General features: G+C 39.2%; 13 protein-coding genes. 12 read left to right on the top strand and 1 reads right to left on the bottom strand.

The genetic code is table 11. From position 1 onward, the window contains the following. Nucleotides 1-112 precede the first annotated feature (112 nt). Nucleotides 113-838 (bottom strand): LexA family transcriptional regulator, encoded by a 726-nt coding sequence (locus K6V30_RS03560; protein ID WP_055270926.1) that lies wholly within the window; start codon nucleotides 836-838, stop codon nucleotides 113-115. Between the two features lie 444 nt (nucleotides 839-1282). On the opposite strand from K6V30_RS03560, the gene K6V30_RS03555 reads away from it, so the two are divergent. The 12 genes from K6V30_RS03555 to K6V30_RS03500 all read left to right on the top strand — a co-directional run bounded on the left by K6V30_RS03555 (nucleotide 1283) and on the right by K6V30_RS03500 (nucleotide 19392). Further along, the gene (locus K6V30_RS03555) at nucleotides 1283-1606 is read left to right on the top strand and encodes a hypothetical protein (protein ID WP_055270924.1); all 324 of its coding nucleotides are present in this window, start codon (nucleotides 1283-1285) and stop codon (nucleotides 1604-1606) included. Between the two features lie 47 nt (nucleotides 1607-1653). Continuing rightward, the gene (locus tag K6V30_RS03550; RefSeq protein WP_055270922.1) at nucleotides 1654-2559 is read left to right on the top strand and encodes a DUF4373 domain-containing protein; all 906 of its coding nucleotides are present in this window, start codon (nucleotides 1654-1656) and stop codon (nucleotides 2557-2559) included. Between the two features lie 181 nt (nucleotides 2560-2740). Beyond that, on the top strand, nucleotides 2741-3259 hold the full coding sequence (locus tag K6V30_RS03545) for an HU family DNA-binding protein (RefSeq protein WP_055270920.1): 519 nt from the start codon (nucleotides 2741-2743) through the stop codon (nucleotides 3257-3259). 140 nt (nucleotides 3260-3399) lie between these two features. Beyond that, on the top strand, nucleotides 3400-3915 hold the full coding sequence (locus K6V30_RS03540) for an N-acetylmuramoyl-L-alanine amidase (protein WP_055270918.1): 516 nt from the start codon (nucleotides 3400-3402) through the stop codon (nucleotides 3913-3915). A 5-nt stretch (nucleotides 3916-3920) separates the two neighbouring features. Further along, nucleotides 3921-4016 carry a smalltalk protein gene (locus K6V30_RS03535; protein WP_149931992.1) on the top strand — a complete coding sequence of 32 codons (96 nt, stop codon included), beginning with the start codon at nucleotides 3921-3923 and terminating at the stop codon, nucleotides 4014-4016. Between the two features lie 97 nt (nucleotides 4017-4113). Further along, complete coding sequence (locus tag K6V30_RS03530; RefSeq protein WP_141758176.1) at nucleotides 4114-4797, top strand: hypothetical protein; 684 nt, start codon at nucleotides 4114-4116, stop codon at nucleotides 4795-4797. Between the two features lie 5 nt (nucleotides 4798-4802). After that, on the top strand, nucleotides 4803-10844 hold the full coding sequence (locus tag K6V30_RS03525) for an FG-GAP-like repeat-containing protein (RefSeq protein ID WP_081030929.1): 6042 nt from the start codon (nucleotides 4803-4805) through the stop codon (nucleotides 10842-10844). A 147-nt stretch (nucleotides 10845-10991) separates the two neighbouring features. After that, nucleotides 10992-11402, top strand: coding sequence for a hypothetical protein (locus tag K6V30_RS03520; protein WP_138336240.1), 411 nt, complete (start codon nucleotides 10992-10994; stop codon nucleotides 11400-11402). A 6-nt stretch (nucleotides 11403-11408) separates the two neighbouring features. Continuing rightward, nucleotides 11409-11822: a hypothetical protein gene (locus K6V30_RS03515; RefSeq protein ID WP_055270910.1), complete on the top strand. Its 414-nt coding sequence runs from the start codon at nucleotides 11409-11411 to the stop codon at nucleotides 11820-11822. 292 nt (nucleotides 11823-12114) lie between these two features. Next, the gene (locus tag K6V30_RS03510; RefSeq protein ID WP_055270908.1) at nucleotides 12115-12534 is read left to right on the top strand and encodes a barstar family protein; all 420 of its coding nucleotides are present in this window, start codon (nucleotides 12115-12117) and stop codon (nucleotides 12532-12534) included. 676 nt (nucleotides 12535-13210) lie between these two features. Next, nucleotides 13211-15271 (top strand): acetate--CoA ligase family protein, encoded by a 2061-nt coding sequence (locus K6V30_RS03505; protein WP_010535737.1) that lies wholly within the window; start codon nucleotides 13211-13213, stop codon nucleotides 15269-15271. Between the two features lie 98 nt (nucleotides 15272-15369). Beyond that, nucleotides 15370-19392: a hybrid sensor histidine kinase/response regulator transcription factor gene (locus K6V30_RS03500; protein ID WP_010535736.1), complete on the top strand. Its 4023-nt coding sequence runs from the start codon at nucleotides 15370-15372 to the stop codon at nucleotides 19390-19392. Nucleotides 19393-19394: the final 2 nt, after the last annotated feature.

The raw sequence follows: 19394 nt of genomic DNA, 5'->3' as shown, positions 1-19394 counted from the left end.
TTGCAATGTGCAATGATACGGTTTGCAACGTGCAAAGATAATGCTTTCCGCAGATTTCAGGAAGAAATGTGACAGGAAATCTGTGGAAAAGGCTTGTTTATCCTGTTCCGTTTTACATCATCATATTTTTCCTTATCGAGAACTTGACTATGGCCATATCCTGAATGGTGTCTACCGGCAAGTCCATGGGCTCATGATGCGGATTGTAGCTTACGAGTTTGACATATCCTTCTTTCTCTGACCGGTTGACGTATTTCACCGTCAGATACTGGTCGCCGTCGAGGTGAAACGCTACAATATACATTTCTCCGTAAATCACATTGCTGAAGTTGTTGATCCCCTTGAATCCGATGATGTCTCCTGACTTAAGAATGGGATACATACTGTCTCCGTTGACAAAGATAGCGCCATCGCACGCGGGTATGCTCGGAATCAGTATCTTACCCAGTGCATATTGCCGTTTGTCAGAAAGCAGCGTCCTCAAATTGGCTGCTGCTGTGATATCATAGAGTGTCACGCTCCGATCGTCTATGGCTTCTGCTGTTTTTGAATTGTGAATCGTTTCCACTTCTCCCCGTATTTGTCCGTTGTCAAAATCCTTCGGGTCGTGCGCCGGATGTCCTTTTCCGGTCAACAGCCAATTGTAATCTATATGATGCAGTTTGCCTAGCAATAACGGAAAGTCTATCCTGTTTCGTGCACACCAATTAGAAAGTGTAGTTCTGGCTACTCCTAAGTATGATGCAAGTTCGCTGTCCCGTTTCAGGTTCAATGCTATTTTGGCCCGCTTTACGATTTCCGGCACATTTAGCAGTGTATCCGTTTGTTTCTCATTCATGTTTTTGTTTATTATTTTATTTGTTAATATTTATTCTTATGTTACTGCCTCATATACAGTCTTTTGCAAAATAATTCAGCGTTAATATCTAAAATTAATTGTTTTATATATGCGACTTTCTTTATCTTTGTGGTATTCAAAATGAGTATTTTGTTTCAAAAGTAGGAATAAAAATTAGATAAACCATGAGAAAACGAGAAAAAGATGCGAAAGACTCTCCAAAATCGCATTCTCCTCCATGTAAAAAGGAGTCTGTCAGCTGTTAATAGCTGACTTGTCAGGAGTTAATAGTTGTCATATTGGATATTAATAACTGACATGATAATTGTTAACATCTGGCAGCCGGATTGCCGGTAGTCATTGTGCAGGATGTGAACTTCTTGCATGCAGGCTCCCTTGCCTTTCATCTGAAAACATATCAATTACATCAAAAGAATAACCAAAATGGAAACATTACAAAAACAAACACTTTACGCTTGCGGCTGTTGCAAACAGACGCTTCCTTCAGACGCATTTTACGTAGATAAGAGAACCGGTCTCCCTGGCAATTATTGCAAGGAGTGCCGCAAGTCCGCCAGTCGGAAGCACCGGAAGGCTGAAAAACGCACGCTGGTGCGTGAAGATCGTGAACCCTATCCTGTTATCACCTCTACGAAAGATCCCGAGCTCCGTCGGAAACTTATTTTGTCTGCTTTGCAGACCGTAAGGGCAAGTATCAAACAAAAAAAGCAGAAGCTTTGTGAAGTGGAAACTGAACTGGATGATTAACAAAATGAAAAAAGAACTGATAAACTATTCATAAAAATAATACAACTATGGGAAGAATAAAACAAGGACTGGACTATTTTCCGTTGAGTACCGATTTCATGCACGACCGTATTGTTCGTCGTGTCATGAAGCGTGAGGGGGATTCCGCTTTTACCGTTTTGATTTATATAATGTCTTATATTTATTCGGGTGAGGGTTATTATGTCCGCGCCGATAATGATTTTTGTGACGAACTTTCCGACCAGCTTTTCAATACGGACAATGATACTGTTCATCGTGTTATCCACTTATTTCTCGAATACGGGCTTTTTGACTCGGCACTTTATGAGCGTTATAGCATTCTGACTTCCGCGGATGTTCAGCGACAGTATCTTTTCATCACCAAACGCCGTAGTCAGCACAATGTCTGTCCGGATTATTGTTTGTTGGCGGAAGAGAAAGCAACAGATGGGGTGTCGGATACGGTAGCCGAAACAGGAGAGAATGTTACAGTATCTCCGGATATTGTAACGGTATCCCGGAATGCTGCAACAAAAACAGCTCTCATAAAAAGAAAAGAAAAAGAAAAGAAAGAAAACATCCTCCCTAACCCTCCTTTCGTAAAAGGAGGGGATGAAGAAGAGGGGAGTGAAGGAGAGGAAGGAGCTGAAGAAACCGGGGGCGGGATGAGAGAGGAATACGATCAAAGACCTGCCAGAAAAAAGCAAAGTTTGACACAGGAAGATATTGACCGGATGAAGGCTCCTTCGGACGGATGTGCCCGTAACTTTTCAGGTTTGTTGGAGAACCTCCGGCTTTTTCATGTTCCTCCTGCGGAACAATATGCTATTGTGAGGAAAAGTAATTACGGTGAAATTGGTAGTGATATTTGGAAAGGTTTTAGCGTCATTCGTGGAAGCGGAGGAAAGATTAAACTGCCGGGACATTATTTGTTGAGTGTGCTGAATAAATAGGTTGATGATGTAATGTGTTGTATATCAATGTGTTATTCTTTGTTTTGTATATTAACGAATTTATGAACGCACATTTTTGAAATCGCTTGTATAGCCGGGAATAAGCTTTTATATTTGCAGTGTCAATAAGCTTAACGACAAAAACTAATAAAAAGATTAATAACTAAAAACTATTACAATTATGCCAGTATTATATAAACCTTTCCAGTCTAATCTGGAAGATAAGAAAAGTGGGAAGAAGTTGTATTATCCCCATGTGGTTCGTACAGGAAATATTAATTCCGCACAGCTTTCCAAAGAGATTGCTGCTTATTCTTCCCTTTCTCCGGGTGATGTGAAAAATACGCTTGACAATTTGGTGACGGTGATGGCCCAACATCTTCAGTCTTCCGAAAGTGTCAGTGTGGATGGTTTGGGAACATTCCGTATGGTGATGACTGCCCGTGGCCGGGGTGTTGAAACTGCTGATGAAGTGAGTGCTGCACAAGCTACGCTTACCGTCCGCTTCCAGCCTACTACGACAAAGAATTTGGATCGCACCACAGCTACCCGTTCCATGGTAACAGGTGCCAGGTGTGCCCGCTATGACAAGTTGGTCGCCACACCTGGTGACGGAGGATCGGTTGATAATCCGAATGACAAGCCTGGTGGTGGAGGCGATGATGGAGATGATGGAGAAGCACCGGACCCGACAGTATAATTATTCCATTACTTTATCGAACGAACTAAAAGACTAGCAACTAAACCAAACAGAAAACGATGAAACGATAAGCTAGAACTAATTGACTAAAAAATAGACTTTTAACTAGATAAATAACTAAACGGAAACTATCAATTAACATGAGAACTATCAATTTGATCGTGGTGCATTGTTCCGCCACGCAGGGGAATCGTATGCTCTCTCCGGAGGCTCTTGACCTGATGCACCGCCGCCGCGGTTTCAACGGAACAGGCTATCACTATTACATCCGCAAAGACGGAACAGTGCATCTCACCCGTCCTGTCGAACGTATCGGTGCACACGTGAAAGGCTTCAATGCAAACAGTATCGGAATCTGCTATGAAGGTGGTCTGGACTGCCGGGGACGCCCGGCAGATACCCGGACTCCGGAGCAGTGTGCTGCGCTTCGGTTACTTGTACATCAGCTGCTTGGGAAGTTTCCGGACTGCCGGGTATGTGGGCATCGGGATCTCTCGCCGGATAGGAACGGTAACGGGGAGATAGAGCCGGAAGAGTGGATAAAAGTGTGCCCGTGCTTTGATGCTGAATTGGAATTCAAAGAGTTTGCGGCAGAAGGTACGGTAGAAACACAGAGTAAGCTAAACTATTTAAAGAACGAGAAAGGAGGTAAATGATGGCAATGAAGAAATCTGTATGGGATATGATCCTGAAGGTGGTTATCGCGATAGCGTCGGCTGTGGCAGGCGTATTGGGGGCTAATGCGATGAACTTGTAAGAGAAAGAACCGATACGATTCATTCTATTCACAAAGGTAAAGAAGCGAATGCCAGCTTCTTTGCCTTTCATATAAAACAATTAAAAAAGTAGACAACATGAAACAAAAAATTCTATTCATATTATTTATGTGTATAGGTTATATTTGCGTGTATGCTCAAGGGAAAGATGGCAGTTCCTATTATAATGCAATTCCAATAATAATTCAAAATAATCGGTTCTCATTCTCCGATACAAAAAATACAGCTGCTACGACAGGCGCTTATACGCCTTATTATCAAGAATTTCCTGATGGATCATATCGATGGACAGAAGGAAAAGTAGTTTATTATCGTTTTGAAACCACTCGCGAAGGCGATTTTATCATTCATAACTGGGGATCAGGTTTAAGATGTACCAATTTGTTTTTGGTAACTCCTATTAACCCATCAATACCACCGGAACCTATGGCTTTTTCCTATCCGGTATTCACGTTAGCATCTTTTGAGAAGGGAGATTTCTATCTCCCCGATGATCAAGAGTTGTCAGAGAATTTTAGTGGAATGCAGGGCTATATTTATGCTCCAAGGCTTCCTGCTGGAATTTATTATATTATAGCAGGTGGATGGAAAGGTGGAAACATGGGTGTGGCAGATGGTAATATCCGAACAACACTTATAGCCAATTTCTCGAACGCAGTACCACCAGAAGCGCCTTTATTACCGGAATCTGTTAATCTTTCTCCGGTACAATATAAATATGATTTATCAGGTAATCGAATTAAAACCATTAAGAAACAGTAATAGTTATGAGAAATATAACACAAAGACTAATTATTTTAGGAATCACTTTATTAGTGGTCCTTTCTACAAGGGCACAAGGGGCAGTAGCATTGAAAGATGTTGATGTTAGTTGTGATGTAGGTGAAATTCCAGTACAGTACACTTTAAGTCCAACGGGGGCTGTTACCTATCAGGTACCTATGAATATTCATTCCGCCTCAAACGGCTTTCAGCCGCAACTATCGTTTAGTTATAATAGTCAACAAACAGAAAGCGTTTTAGGGTATGGATGGAGTATGGCTGGAATGTCTTCTGTTGTCCATGTAGGTGGGAGTATTTATTATGATGGAAAAACTACACCTCTTTCTTTATCAGAGGATAAGTTAATGTTAGATGGTATACGGTTAATAAAACAAGGAACGGATACTTGGCAGACAGAACAAGGATTTGTTAAAGTAAAGAAGCTGTCTGATGGTGTATTAGAGGCTCGCTATCCTAATGGCAATATTGCGACTTTTGAAACTTCCTCTTCTGCTCCTTTTAGTTATGTGATGACAAACTGTAGAGATACAAAAGGAAGTAATATTCACTATGAGTATAATCAGATTAATAATTTAGCATATATTCAAAAAATACTATATGGTGAGAATGAAAATAATTATACTGATTCTATTGTATTCAGGTACCGAGATGCTACGGGTGGCTTAGTGCGCTATATAGATGGAAAATCTATGGAGAATAGCAAACTTCTTGATAGAGTAGAGTCTTATCATCGTGGAGTACTTTGGAGGCGGTATCGACTAACATATGAGAAAAAAGAGGTAGACTTGCTGGTTCGTTTGGATTGCGAGACAGAAACACGTTCGTTGAATCCTTTACGTTTTGAATATGGAGAAGATGGGATTATTGAATATTTTCAATCGCGAAATATTCACTTGGAAAACTACTTCATGAATAATGTTATAGGCAATTATGATGCTTTGGCGCTGTCAAGAGGTCGGTTTAAACCAAAATCAATTAGTGACGGATTAATTTCTTATCCACAGAAGAGTACTTACTCTGTGATAATGACAAGAAATTTGGGTGGTGTTCTTAGCTATCAGTTTGGTTCAACTTATGCTTCAAATCAGAAACTGGCTATCTATCAAGATTTGTCTGGTTTCAATATTGATACACCTCCTGCAACTCTAACTGCTGGATATGGGTTTCAACAACTGGCTGCTGTAGATGTAAGTGGAACGGGAGTAGATGCATTAGTAAAAGTCAATTATGATATAGATAATTCTAGTGAAAGTTTGAAATTAGCAATATATAATAACATTGATAATCTTAATTCTTATAAAGAGTATAAATATGAAATTTTTACTAGGGTTCACGATGGTGCTTTCGTTAGTCCTCGTCAACGAGAATTTTTGTTTGGAGATTTTAATGGGGACGGAAAGATGGAGTTATTGGCAATCGCCACTTGCAGAAATCATAATGAACGTGATAAAAACAATTCCTCTCATGCATGGCTTATAAATTTGCAGACAGGAGAAAAAATGCTTGATAAAAATGTGTTTGACTATGCTTTTTTTCAACAGAATCCGGATGATATTGTTCCTGATCGTTTGTTGACGATTGATTATAATGGCGATGGAAAGACGGATGTTTGCCTGATTAATCATACTGGTACTTATATCTATGAATTCACTGGAGATGGATTTAAAAAAATAGGCTATACGGCAACTCTCAATTTAAAAAAGTTTGCTAACTCAGATCGTGAATTGATGATTGCTGATATCAATGGTGATGGAAATATGGATTTGGTATTAGCCCCTCCTTATTCGGAAGGTACTGATCAGGCTATTATAACAGATGGAGGTCGTAGTTGGGATATTTTGCTTTCTACTGGTAATTCGGAGAATAGTAATACTGCTGGATTTGTTACTTATTCAACAAATATTGTTCGTAGCTTTTCCGATGCGAAAGGCAAGAATTTTATACTGACCGATGTTGATAGTGATGGTCTGCCTGATTTGCTTAGAAAAGCACAAGGGAAAATAGAACTTTATCTTAACAAAAAGGGGGAAATAAATACCTATCCTGAAGAGAGGGCTACACTAACTTTAGGCAATCCGAATGCACAATTGACTATTGCTAATGTGTCTCAATCTTACTATTGGCCTGGAGAGTTAATCTGTGTAGATGACCAGAATATTTATTCTTATAATTATACTCGTAAAGAGATTAAGGAGCGGATGTTACATGCTTTGATAGATAGCTATGGAATGAGGACCGAACATTATTATTTTGATATTCAGGCAACAAATAGCACACGTTATGAAGTTAATTATAATTTGGCTGCTTTCGATTATCCATATGTGGTAATGACTCCTCATTGTTATGTGGCTGCTTGGGCGAAGAAGATGATGGGTGATAAAATGGGTGACTGGACTTCGTGGATTCATTACAAGTATACTAATGCCGTATTTCATCGTACAGGACTAGGTTTTAGAGGATTTCAACAAATAGAAACGACAGACTTTGATAATAATAAACTCAAAACTCGATCAACTTTTGATCCAACATTTATGGGGGCTGAAGTTAAGACAGAGACTCCTACGGATACCATTGTACGTAGCTATGTATTAGATGTTAACACTGATAAAACATTTGTGTTAAAGCTACAAAAAGAAAACGATTTGAATGTATTGAACCAAACGGAAACCAAAGTTGAATATACATACGATGCTTATGGCCAAGTACTCAATTCTATAACATCTAAAGGTTCTTCCTTTACCGAGTACCATAACTTGGAATATCAGAATATTGATAGTAGCAATAAATACTTGTTGGGATTACTAACAACTGATGCGACAATGACGATTTGTAATGATTCGATTTGTAGTAGGGAGATGACGATAGAATATGATGAGAATAATATGCCTATTAATAAAACTACATTTTTTAATGGTATGCCTGTTTCTGAAGAGCGTTTTGCTTATGATGTTAAGAAGCGTCTCATTAAGCATGAACGACGTCCGTATGAATCTACTGATTGGTTATCAAATACATATACTTATAATAGTATGGGGCAGTTGTTGCGAGACGCTAGTGACATTGGATTATATGTTGATTATCAGTATGATGAAGTAACTGGACTATTAAAGAGTTCTACTGACCATAAAGGACGCGTTACTCAAAATGAATATGATGAATGGGGAAACTTGTTGGTTACTTATCGTCCTGATGGTAGTAAGAAGCAAATTGTAACAAGGTGGAGTGACGAAGAAGAGCCGGGGTTATTTTGTGTAACTGTTAGTGTGACCGGGCAACCAATCGTTAAAACCTATTATGACTTGATGGGGAGAGTAGTACGCAATTCGCAAATTCGTTTTGACGGGAAGGAGTTAAAGACGGACAAAGTGTATAATGTGAAAACTGGATTGCTGGAACGTGAATCGCAACCAACGACAGATGATGTACCCAATCATTGGAATACCTATTCTTATGATAACTTTTTTCGTCAGACTTCTATTAGTTATGCTTCTGGAAAGGTGGATTCTTGTGCATATGGTGTACTAACAGATACCATTATCGAAAATGGAATTATTCACGTTCGCCAATTCGACGAGCTTGGAAGAATGATAAAGGCAACTGATGCGGGTGGAAGTATGGAATATTATTATCGTCCGGATGGTCAGCCGATAGTAGCTGTAGCTCTTGGAGGAGTGCAGACTCGTTTTTATTACGACCGCTATGGACGGAGAACGGCAATTAAAGATCCGAGTGCAGGGATTAGACGAACAGAATACGACATTTCCGGAAATATTAGTAAGGAAATAGATGCTGACGGTCGTGAGATACTGAATGAATATGATCGTTATGGACGTGTGACCCGACAGGTAACTCCAGATATGGTTACTGTCTACACGTATGATGATACGGAAAATCTATTGCTTTCGGCTGTATCGGATAATGGAACAGCTACTCGCTATATGTATGACGAATATGCACGACTGAAAACATATCGTGAAGAGGCCCCAGAGGGTAAATGGTTACAGAAAACATATACTTATACTGTTGACGGGCTTCTTTTATCCATTACTTACACCTCTGGGGAGGGGATATTGAGCACAGAGTTGATGACTTATCGTAATGGTTATCTGTCTGAAGTTCGTTTATCTGATGGAACGCTGATTTACTGTCATAATGAAGAGAATGCAATGGGACAACTAACAAGGCTTAGTGTAGGGAATATGCAACGTAACTATGAATTTAATAATTATGGACTACCGGTAAGCCGAAAAATTACTCGTGCGGATAACAGCGAGGTGTTCAATCATAGTTATTTATTCAATGTGAGTAATAATAATCTGGAGAAGCATACGGATAAAGTTCACAATTTAACAGAAGTTTTCACTTACGATGCTTTGAATCGTTTGTCTACTTATGGAAATGCCTCGGCAACTTACGATAATAATGGTAATATCCTTTCTAAGAGCGATGCTGGGACATTAGCTTATACAAATCCTAATCGACCTTATTCAGTGACAGGTTTGAACCCGGTCATTGTGCGACAAGATTTGGAGGGACTGAATATTACTTATACTGCCGCTGAACGCCCTTCTGTTATAACAAAAGGGACTATACATGCTATGTTATCTTACAACGCTAATCATGATCGTGTAAGAATGCAAGTTAGCGATGGCGCCAATGTAACTTTGACGCGTTATTATTTGAATGGTAATTATGAATTGGATGTAGTGGATAGTACTGAGCCGACGGAACGTCTTTATTTGGGTGGTAATTACTATGATGCACCTGCGGTATTAGTGAAGCAAAATGGCCAAAGTAGTGTCTATTATATACATCGTGATTATTTAGGCAGTGTACTCCAAATTGTAGATACAAAAGGTAAAATCGTAGAAGAAAATAGCTTTGATGCTTGGGGATGTAGGCGGAATCCTGTTACGCAAGTTGTTTACGCTACTGACACAGCCCCTAAACTAATGCTTGGCAGAGGCTTTACAGGGCATGAGCATTTGGCGATGTTTGGTCTAATTAACATGAATGCCCGGTTGTATGATCCGGTACTGGGCCGCTTTTTGAGCCCTGACCCGTATGTACAGGTTCTTGGCTTTACACAAGCATTCAATAGATTTAGTTATTGTATGAATAGCCCGTTGTGCTATGTGGATGAGAATGGTGAGTTTTGGTGGATTGCAGCGGCTGCATTTATTGGCGGTGCTATCAATGTAGCGACTAATTGGAAGAATATCGATAACTTTTGGCAAGGTGTAGGTTATTTTGGAGTTGGTGCGACGGCGGGTGCTATTGGAGCACTAACAGGTGGAGCGGCACTTGCTGTGACTGGTGGTTTAGGTGGAGCTGCCGGTGGAGCAATAGCAGGGTTTGTAGGAGGAGCAACTTCTGGGTTTATACTTGGTGGAGGTAATACTCTTATGGCCGGAGGAAGTTTGTATGATGCTTGGAGTAATGGTCTAACCGGAGCGTACACGGGAGCTGCTACAGGAGCTGTTTTAGGCGGAATAGGTGGAGGATTTACTTCTTACTTGAAAGGAGAAAATGTATGGAGTGGAAGAGATATTGTAACTGGAAGAAATGCATTTTCGCTGAAGAATACACCGATAAATGAGACAGTACATCATCGTCCTGTAGGTAGTAATCCAAATCCAATTTCTCCAAAGCCAAAGTTGCCACAAAGTGAAATTAGGGATTATTCTGTTACAACATATGAAAATAGCCATGTTAATCCTATGATGGAGGGAAAAGGGTTAATGAATAGACCATTACAAATAGAAGGCTATGACGTGAGATTAGCGTCACAAAATGATTTGTACCACGCTTTTCCACGTTCTTTTGATGAACAAATAGTGAAAGGGGGATGGTTGTATGGTAATTCTGGCAATAGCACGATGATGGTTGCTCCAGGAACGGTTAATGGGGTTAATGGAATATATACTTTAGGTATAAATACTGAAACAGGCATAATATATCATAGGGCATTTTATGAATGGGGAGGTTTTATGAAAAATTTCAAATTTCCTACGATGCCTTATTAGTATAAAACGAGTCCACTGGTAAGATATTGTTAAAATAGAACATATTAGCGCATTTAAATATGTATTTTACTAGTGGACTTATTTAAATAAAAGGCTGAATGAATTATATTTGTAATATATTAGATGCCTTAAATAGATAATGTAATTATGATAGAAATACTTTTTTACAATTCAAAAAGAATTCCAATTATGTGTTGGTCTGGTTTTCTTTTAAATGATAATAAAGAGAATACTTTATATTTTAAAGTGAAAGCTGAAAAGTCTATTTTCATAGTTTCCACTGTTTGTAAAACTTGTTGCAAGGATTTACTTGCTTTTGAAAAGCATATTCAATTATTATATGAAGAAAGGGTTAATAAAGTAACTTTTGCTTCTTCTGATGGATTGTTAAGAATAGAACTCAAACGGGAGGAATATGGGCGTATTAAACAATACTTTTTTATAATGGAAGAATCGACAAAAAGTTTTATAGAGATAATCGATTATTTCGATCAGACTTTTCTACCGGAATTAAAAGATAATATAGAAGGTATTATAGTGGGAATGAATAATAAATAGAAAGCTATGAATAATATTTTAGTGAAGAGTATCGATGGCTCATTTTCCATTCATTTATATGATTTTGGATATATAGTTGATTCTGAATATATTCATTTTGTCCTAGAGCTTATAACTCCTATTTTTAATGTATCAACTGTAGCGAATATGAATATTAGAGAATTTATTCAATTTAGGGATAACTTAGATTTAATGTTGAATAAACAATCTAAGAAATTTTATTTAGGACCATTAGGAGAATTTTGGTCTATTGAATTTCTAATGAATAATAATCGTGAAGTTGTTGTAAAGGGTAGTATTAGTGATACTTATATACCACAAAGTTGTTTGACTTTTTTTAATACCATTAATATGGAAAGCTTAATAAAGGTATTGCTTGATATTGAGGATATTCTGAAAGATTTAGATAAAGAGAAATAAATTAGAGGACAATCTGTTGCTTTTATGCGTTCAATGATTGAGATTGCTTGTAAGACGTAGCATTATCCGTGGTGACGGTTCTTGGGGCAAATATCGTTCATTCTATTCCGGGGTTGTTAGGACGTCTTGGAGTTATGCGAATAGTTGTCGGGGATAATTCATCGTGGTGGTTTACCTATGATCATTATTTAATTTTTATTAGAATAAAGTTTTAAACCAACTAAAAGATAGGAAAAAGGTTGACTTTCCTAACTTTGTACGTTTGGGAAAGTCAATCATAAAAAGATAAAATATGAAAAATATGCTTTTTGTTCAAAACCCTAGTGAATATAGATTATTAGATTCTTACATAGGGTATATTCCAGAAGTTTCTAATAGAGAAGATTTGTATGCAAATCTTTCAGCAAGTCTTTGTTTCCCTGATTATTTTGGGAAGAACTGGGATGCACTTTGTGAATTATATCTAGATTTTTATTGGATTGATACTCTTAATATTGTTATTATCCATGAAAATCTTTCAAAGTTATCTTTTGATGATTTTAGAATGTATATGAGTATAGTATTATATTGTATTGACTCTTGGAAAAAAGATATAGGACATAACATCTTATTTGTTTTCAATCAAAAAGAAAGAAAGCAAATAATGGATATAATACATGATTGTTTGCAGGCAGATGATTTTAAATATAATTTAAAAGAAACAGCTTTGTAATCAATCTAATTGCTATGTAGATTTTAAGAAATGTATATGGAAGAATTTGTTCTACTTTTAAGATTACTGTTAAAAGGATTTGATATGTACTTGCTCTGATAGAAGAAATACGGCATAAAATGTGGCAAGAATATGCGGAAATGCTTTCTCTTTTAGGTATGGATAGATGAACTATGTATGATGGCTACCAATGCTATAAGTCGTTTCATTTAGAGCAATGGGTGAAATAGCATATTGGGCGCTTAACCCACTTTGGACACTGCCTGTTTTAGTAAGAGGAAAGTATTAGCTTGCAATTCAGATCATGGAATCAGAAATATATTTTATGATTTGAGTTGCATTCTGTATTTTGTTACTTGAAGTCGAATCTGAATTTGTATAATTAGGAAATTGAATAACCGCAAATTCTTCTGTTTTTTCGATTTATCCCGTACTCATTTGTATACTTGATTTGATGTGATGATTTTTATCCATTTTTCATATACTAAGAAATTCCTGTTCTGATTGTGAGGCTCACGGCATTGAATCCGAACAAAAAGTAAGTTTAAGTAGGAATCAACCTTCTACTTTTCTATATTCCCAAAAACTTCCACCTATAATTCTCTTCTTTTTCTTTCTTTTTTCTCACAGGAAAGAATATATTTGTATCCTGGTTAAACGTAAACGAGTGTATGATATGATAACAACCCAGTTGCTTCGTCCCGAAAGTATAGTTGTAGTAGGGGCTTCGAATAATGTACATAAGCCGGGTGGCGCTATATTGAAAAATCTGATAAACGGAGGTTATCAGGGAGAACTTCGGGCTGTGAACCCAAAGGAGACAGAAGTGCAGGGAGTTCCTGCTTTTGCAGATGTAAAAGAACTGCCGGATACCGATTTGGCGGTGTTGGCTGTTCCTGCTGTAATGTGTCCGGACATTGTAGAGACACTGGCAAGTGAAAAGCAGACGCGGGCGTTTATCATACTCTCTGCCGGATTTGGTGAAGAGACTCACGAAGGGGCACTGCTGGAAGAACGTATATTGGAAACTGTCAATAAATACGGTGCTTCTCTGATTGGTCCGAACTGCATCGGACTGATGAATACATGGCACCACAGTGTTTTCAGCCAGCCTATTCCGAATTTAAACCCGAAAGGAGTCGACCTGATCTCCAGTTCCGGTGCTACGGCGGTCTTTATTCTTGAAAGTGCGGTGACAAAAGGCTTGCAGTTTAACTCAGTCTGGTCGGTGGGAAATGCCAAGCAGATTGGAGTGGAAGATGTACTGCAATTTATGGATGAGAATTTTGATCCGGAGAAAGACTCCCGTATCAAACTGCTTTATATTGAAAGTATACACAATCCGGACAGATTGCTTTTCCATGCTTCTTCATTGATCAGAAAAGGCTGTAAGATTGCAGCGATAAAAGCAGGTAGCTCAGAAAGCGGAAGCCGTGCTGCTTCTTCTCATACCGGGGCGATTGCCAGTTCCGATTCGGCTGTAGAAGCACTGTTTCGTAAGGCTGGGATTGTGCGTTGTTTCTCTCGTGAAGAATTGACTACCGTGGGCTGTGTATTCACCCTTCCCGAATTGAAAGGAAAGAACTTTGCCATTATCACACATGCCGGAGGTCCGGGAGTGATGCTGACGGATGCTCTGAGTAAGGGAGGCCTGAATGTACCTAAACTGGAAGGCGAACTGGCGGAAGAACTGAAAGCACAACTCTTTCCCGGAGCTTCCGTAGGAAACCCTATTGATATTTTAGCCACCGGCACACCGGATCATTTACGTATTTGCATTGACTATTGCGAAGAGAAATTAGAGAATGTAGATGCTATTATGGCCATTTTTGGTACTCCCGGACTGGTGACTATGTTTGAAATGTATGATGTCCTTCATGAAAAGATGCAGACCTGCTGCAAGCCTATATTCCCGGTTCTCCCTTCCATCAATACAGCCGGAGCGGAAGTGGCGGCATTTCTTGCCAAAGGACACGTGAACTTTTCCGATGAAGTGACTTTAGGAACAGCTCTTTCCCGTATTGTCAACGCTCCGAGACCGGCGGTTCCTGAGATTGAACTGTTTGGAGTCGATGTGCCGAGAATCCGTCGTATCATTGATTCTATCCCGGAAAATGGTTATATTGAACCTCATTATGTACAGGCTTTGCTGCATGCAGCCGGTATTCCATTGGTTGATGAATTTGTTTCCAATAAGAAAGAAGAGGTCGTGGATTTTGCCCGGCGATGCGGATTTCCGGTAGTAGCTAAGGTGGTGGGGCCGGTGCATAAATCAGATGTAGGTGGAGTGGTGCTGAATATTAAAGGTGAGCAGCATCTGGCTCTCGAATTTGACCGCATGATGCAGATTCCCGATGCGAAAGCGATTATGGTTCAGCCTATGCTTAAAGGAACAGAACTGTTTATTGGTGCAAAATATGAAGAGAAGTTCGGACACGTGGTGCTTTGCGGTTTGGGCGGTATCTTTGTGGAGGTATTGAAAGATGTATCTTCCGGTCTGGCACCTCTTTCTTATGAAGAGGCTTATTCAATGATCCATTCATTGCGTGCCTATAAAATTATTCAGGGAACACGCGGACAAAAGGGAGTGAATGAGGATAAATTTGCTGAAATTATTGTTCGTTTATCTACTTTACTCCGGTTTGCAACAGAAATAAAAGAAATGGATATAAACCCGCTTCTGGCCACTGAGAAGGCTGTTATAGCGGTCGATGCACGTATCCGAATAGAAAAATAAGACTATTCTTTTATTCATTGGGACATATTTTCTATCTTTAGGCAGTATTTTTGCCTACATTTGATAACTCAAAACAAAAGGTAGAAAACAAACATCGTATGAAGAAAGCTTTAGTACTCTTTATAGGTTTTATATGCTATCAAATCATCTGTCATGCACAAGTGATGGATGAGCATTACTATTTCAAAAACCTAAGTGTACAGAATGGATTATCCCAGAATACGGTCAATGCTATTTTGCAGGATAAACAAGGGTTTATGTGGTTTGGAACAAAAGATGGACTGAATCGGTATGACGGTTTATCATTCCGGAAATTTAAACACGATGGCCGTAGTCAGCAAAGCATTGGTAATAGTTTCATAACAGCGCTTTATGAGGATGCGGAAGGAAATATCTGGGTTGGTACGGATGTGGGGCTTTATATCTATTATCCGGAACATGATTCATTCCGGCATTTTGAAGAATTGAGTGTGGAAGACACAAAGATAGAGCATACTGTAACAGCGATTGTGGGAGATGATCAAGGATGTGTTTGGATTGCGGTAGAGTCTCAGGGACTCTTTTGTTATGATTTGGAGAAAGAGCAACTTCAAAATTATACCTTGAAGAACTTCCCTTTTATTTCTACTAATGTTCAGTCTTTTGTTTTTGATAATAGTGGAACTCTTTGGATAGGTTGCTATGGTGACGGGCTCTTTTATTCAAAAGACCGTTTGAAAACACTTCAACCTTATATCTCTCCTGTTGATAATAAGGAAACTTTCGAGAATGATGTTGTAACTACTCTTGTAAAAGGTGCCTATAACTGTCTGTACATCGGTTCTTTGAGAGGTGGTGCAAAAGAACTGAATTTAACTTCTAATAAATTACATGATCTGCTTTCCGTTGATGAAAATGAAGAGCCTGTTCTTTGCCGTAATTTGCTGGTTGCTTCTGATAATGAATTGTGGATTGGGGCAGAATCGGGGATTTATATCTATAATCTCCGGATGGGTAAATATGTCCATCTTCGTAGTTCAATCAATGATCCTTATTCTCTTTCAGATAATGCCATCTATTCATTGTGTAAAGATCGCGAAGGAGGAATTTGGATTGGTTCTTATTTCGGAGGAGTGAACTACTATCCTCGTTTCCATACTTATTTTGAAAAATATTATCCGAAAGGTACAAATAATGGATTGCATGGAAAAAGAGTACGTGAATTCTGTCAGGACAATCAGGGGATTTTATGGATCGGTACGGAAGATGGTGGGTTAAATCGCTTTGATCCGAAAACCAAAACCTTCTCTTTTTTCACTCCAAGCACTGCTTTTACCAATGTTCATGGATTGTGTCTGGTTGGTGATCATCTTTGGGTAGGGACTTTTGCAAAAGGAGTGAAGGTGATTGATACACGCACGGGAGCGATTGTGAAAACGTATCAGAAGACGGATTCACCCCGTTCATTGATGGATAACAGCGTCTTTTCTATTTGCCGGACAACAACAGGAGATATTTATCTGGGAACTTTATTCGGTTTATTACGCTACAATAAGCAGACCGATGATTTTGACCGGATACCGGAACTGAACGGTAAATTTGTGTATGACATCAAGGAAGACTCTGGCAGCAATCTATGGCTTGCAACTTATGCAAATGGAGCCTATTGCTATAATGTGAATGAAAAGAAGTGGACCAATTATCTTCATGATGAGAAAGATCCGAAAAGTCTTCCGTATGATAAGGTATTGAGCATTTTTGAGGATTCTCATCGGCAAATATGGTTAACTACACAAGGTGGAGGCTTCTGTCTGTTCCATCCTGAAACGGAAACCTTTACCAGCTATGATTCTCGTAACGGCTTGCCGAATGATGTTGTATATCAGATTGTGGAAGATAAAGACGGGCTTATGTGGCTGACAACTAATAATGGGCTGGTATCTTTTCAGCCTGCTACAGGAGCCATGAAAGTATATACTACGGCTAATGGATTGCTAGGTGACCAGTTTAACTATCGTTCCAGTTTTCAGACAGAGGACGGGACAATCTATTTGGGAAGTATTGATGGCTTTGTCGCTTTCAATCCGAAAAATTTCTCCGAGAACAAGTCCCTTCCATCTATTGTGATAACCGACTTTTTATTATTTGGAAAAGAAGTATATGCTGGTGACCCCTCGTCTCCGTTGAAAAAAAGCATAAACTTTCTGGATGAGCTGGTTCTTCAGCCCAATCAGAATTCTTTCTCGTTTCGTGTTGCTGCTTTAGATTTCCAGGCACCACGAATGAATCGGATCATGTGTAAATTGGATGGCTTTGATGAGGAGTGGTTGCCGGTCGGCGAGAGTCCTGTGGTAACTTATTCCAATTTGTGGTATGGTGATTATACTTTCCGGGTGAAAGCAGCTAATAGCGATGGAGTATGGAACGAGAAAGAAGTAGCTTTGATAGTTCGTATACTTCCTCCTTTTTATCTCACTATTTGGGCCTATTGCGTTTATGTTTTGCTGATTATAGGTTGTTCTCTGTATGCAATATGGTATTTCAAGCAACGTAGCAGTTATAGGCATCGCAGGCAGATGGAGAAGTTTGAGCAGGAAAAAGAACGAGAAATATATCATGCGAAGATTGATTTCTTCACGAATGTTGCTCATGAAATACGTACTCCGCTGACTTTAATTAAAGGTCCGTTGGAAAATATTATCCTTAAGAAAAAAGTAGATGCGGAGACGCGTGAAGACTTGAATGTCATGAAGCAAAATACGGAACGTCTGCTAAATCTGACGAATCAGTTACTGGACTTCCGTAAGACAGAAAGCCAGGGATTCCGTTTGAACTTTGCTAAGTGTAATATTACGGAGGTATTGAAAGAAACCCATCTACGGTTTACTTCTCTTGCTAAGCAGAAAGGATTGGAATTTACCTTGCAGTTGCCCGAAGCGGATTTTTATGCCCATGTCAATCAGGAAGCATTTACAAAGATCATCAGTAACTTGCTCAATAATGCCGTGAAATACTCAGAACACTATATACATGTATTTCTGGAGGTGACAGAAGGAGGGGAAAATAAGGTATTCTGTATCCGCACGGTGAATGACGGAGTGATAATACCTCGTGAAATGAGAGAGGAAATATTCCAGCCTTTTGTCCGTTTCAATGAAGGAGATGACGGAAAGGTGACTACCGGAACAGGTATTGGATTGGCTCTTTCTCGGTCACTGGCTGAACTACATCAAGGAACATTGGCTATGGGAAAAGAAGAAGATAGTAATACCTTCTGCCTGACGTTACCTATTGTCCAGGATATGACAATCACGTTGACTCCGGAAACAGAAATGGAACCGGAAACTGTAAATGAACCTACGGTGGAAGTGGAGCAAGGAGAAATAAAAGATAATCGCCCCACTGTACTGGTAGTGGAGGATAATCCGGATATGCTTGCCTTTGTGGTCCGTCAGTTGTCGAAAGAGTATGCGGTACTGTCGGCTGCCAATGGTGCGGAAGCGTTGAAAATGCTGGATGGCAATTATGTGAATCTGGTGGTGAGCGATGTTGTCATGCCTGTTATGGATGGTTTTGAGTTGTGTAAGACGATTAAATCAGACCTGAATTATAGTCATATTCCTGTTATTCTGCTAACTGCGAAAACGAATATTCAGTCAAAGATAGAAGGCATGGAACTAGGTGCGGATGCTTATATTGAAAAACCTTTCTCTGTGGAATATCTGCAGGCTTGTGCCTCCAATCTTATTCAGAACAGAGAAAAATTGCGTCGGACTTTTGCTCAATCTCCTTTTGTGGCAGCCAACACCATGGCATTGACTAAGGCCGATGAGGACTTTATAAAGAGACTGAATGAAGTAATTCTGACGAACCTTAATAATCCGGAGTTTAGCATGGATGATATTGCGGATAGTTTGAATATGAGCCGCTCTAACTTTTATCGGAAGATAAAAGGAGTATTAGATCTGAGTCCGAATGAATATCTCCGTCTGGAACGTTTGAAAAAGGCTGCCCAGTTGTTAAAACAAGGAGAAGGACGGGTAACTGAAATCTGTTATATGGTCGGTTTTAACTCTCCATCCTATTTTGCCAAATGTTTTCAGAAACAGTTTGGAGTGTTACCAAAAGATTTTGTGGATTGAGT

The sequence above is a fragment of the Bacteroides faecis genome, from assembly GCF_020091505.1.
Taxonomy (GTDB): Bacteria; Bacteroidota; Bacteroidia; order Bacteroidales; family Bacteroidaceae; genus Bacteroides; species Bacteroides faecis.
The sequence above is the reverse complement of the archived record's forward strand: the minus strand, read 5'-3'. Positions and strand labels throughout refer to the sequence as shown.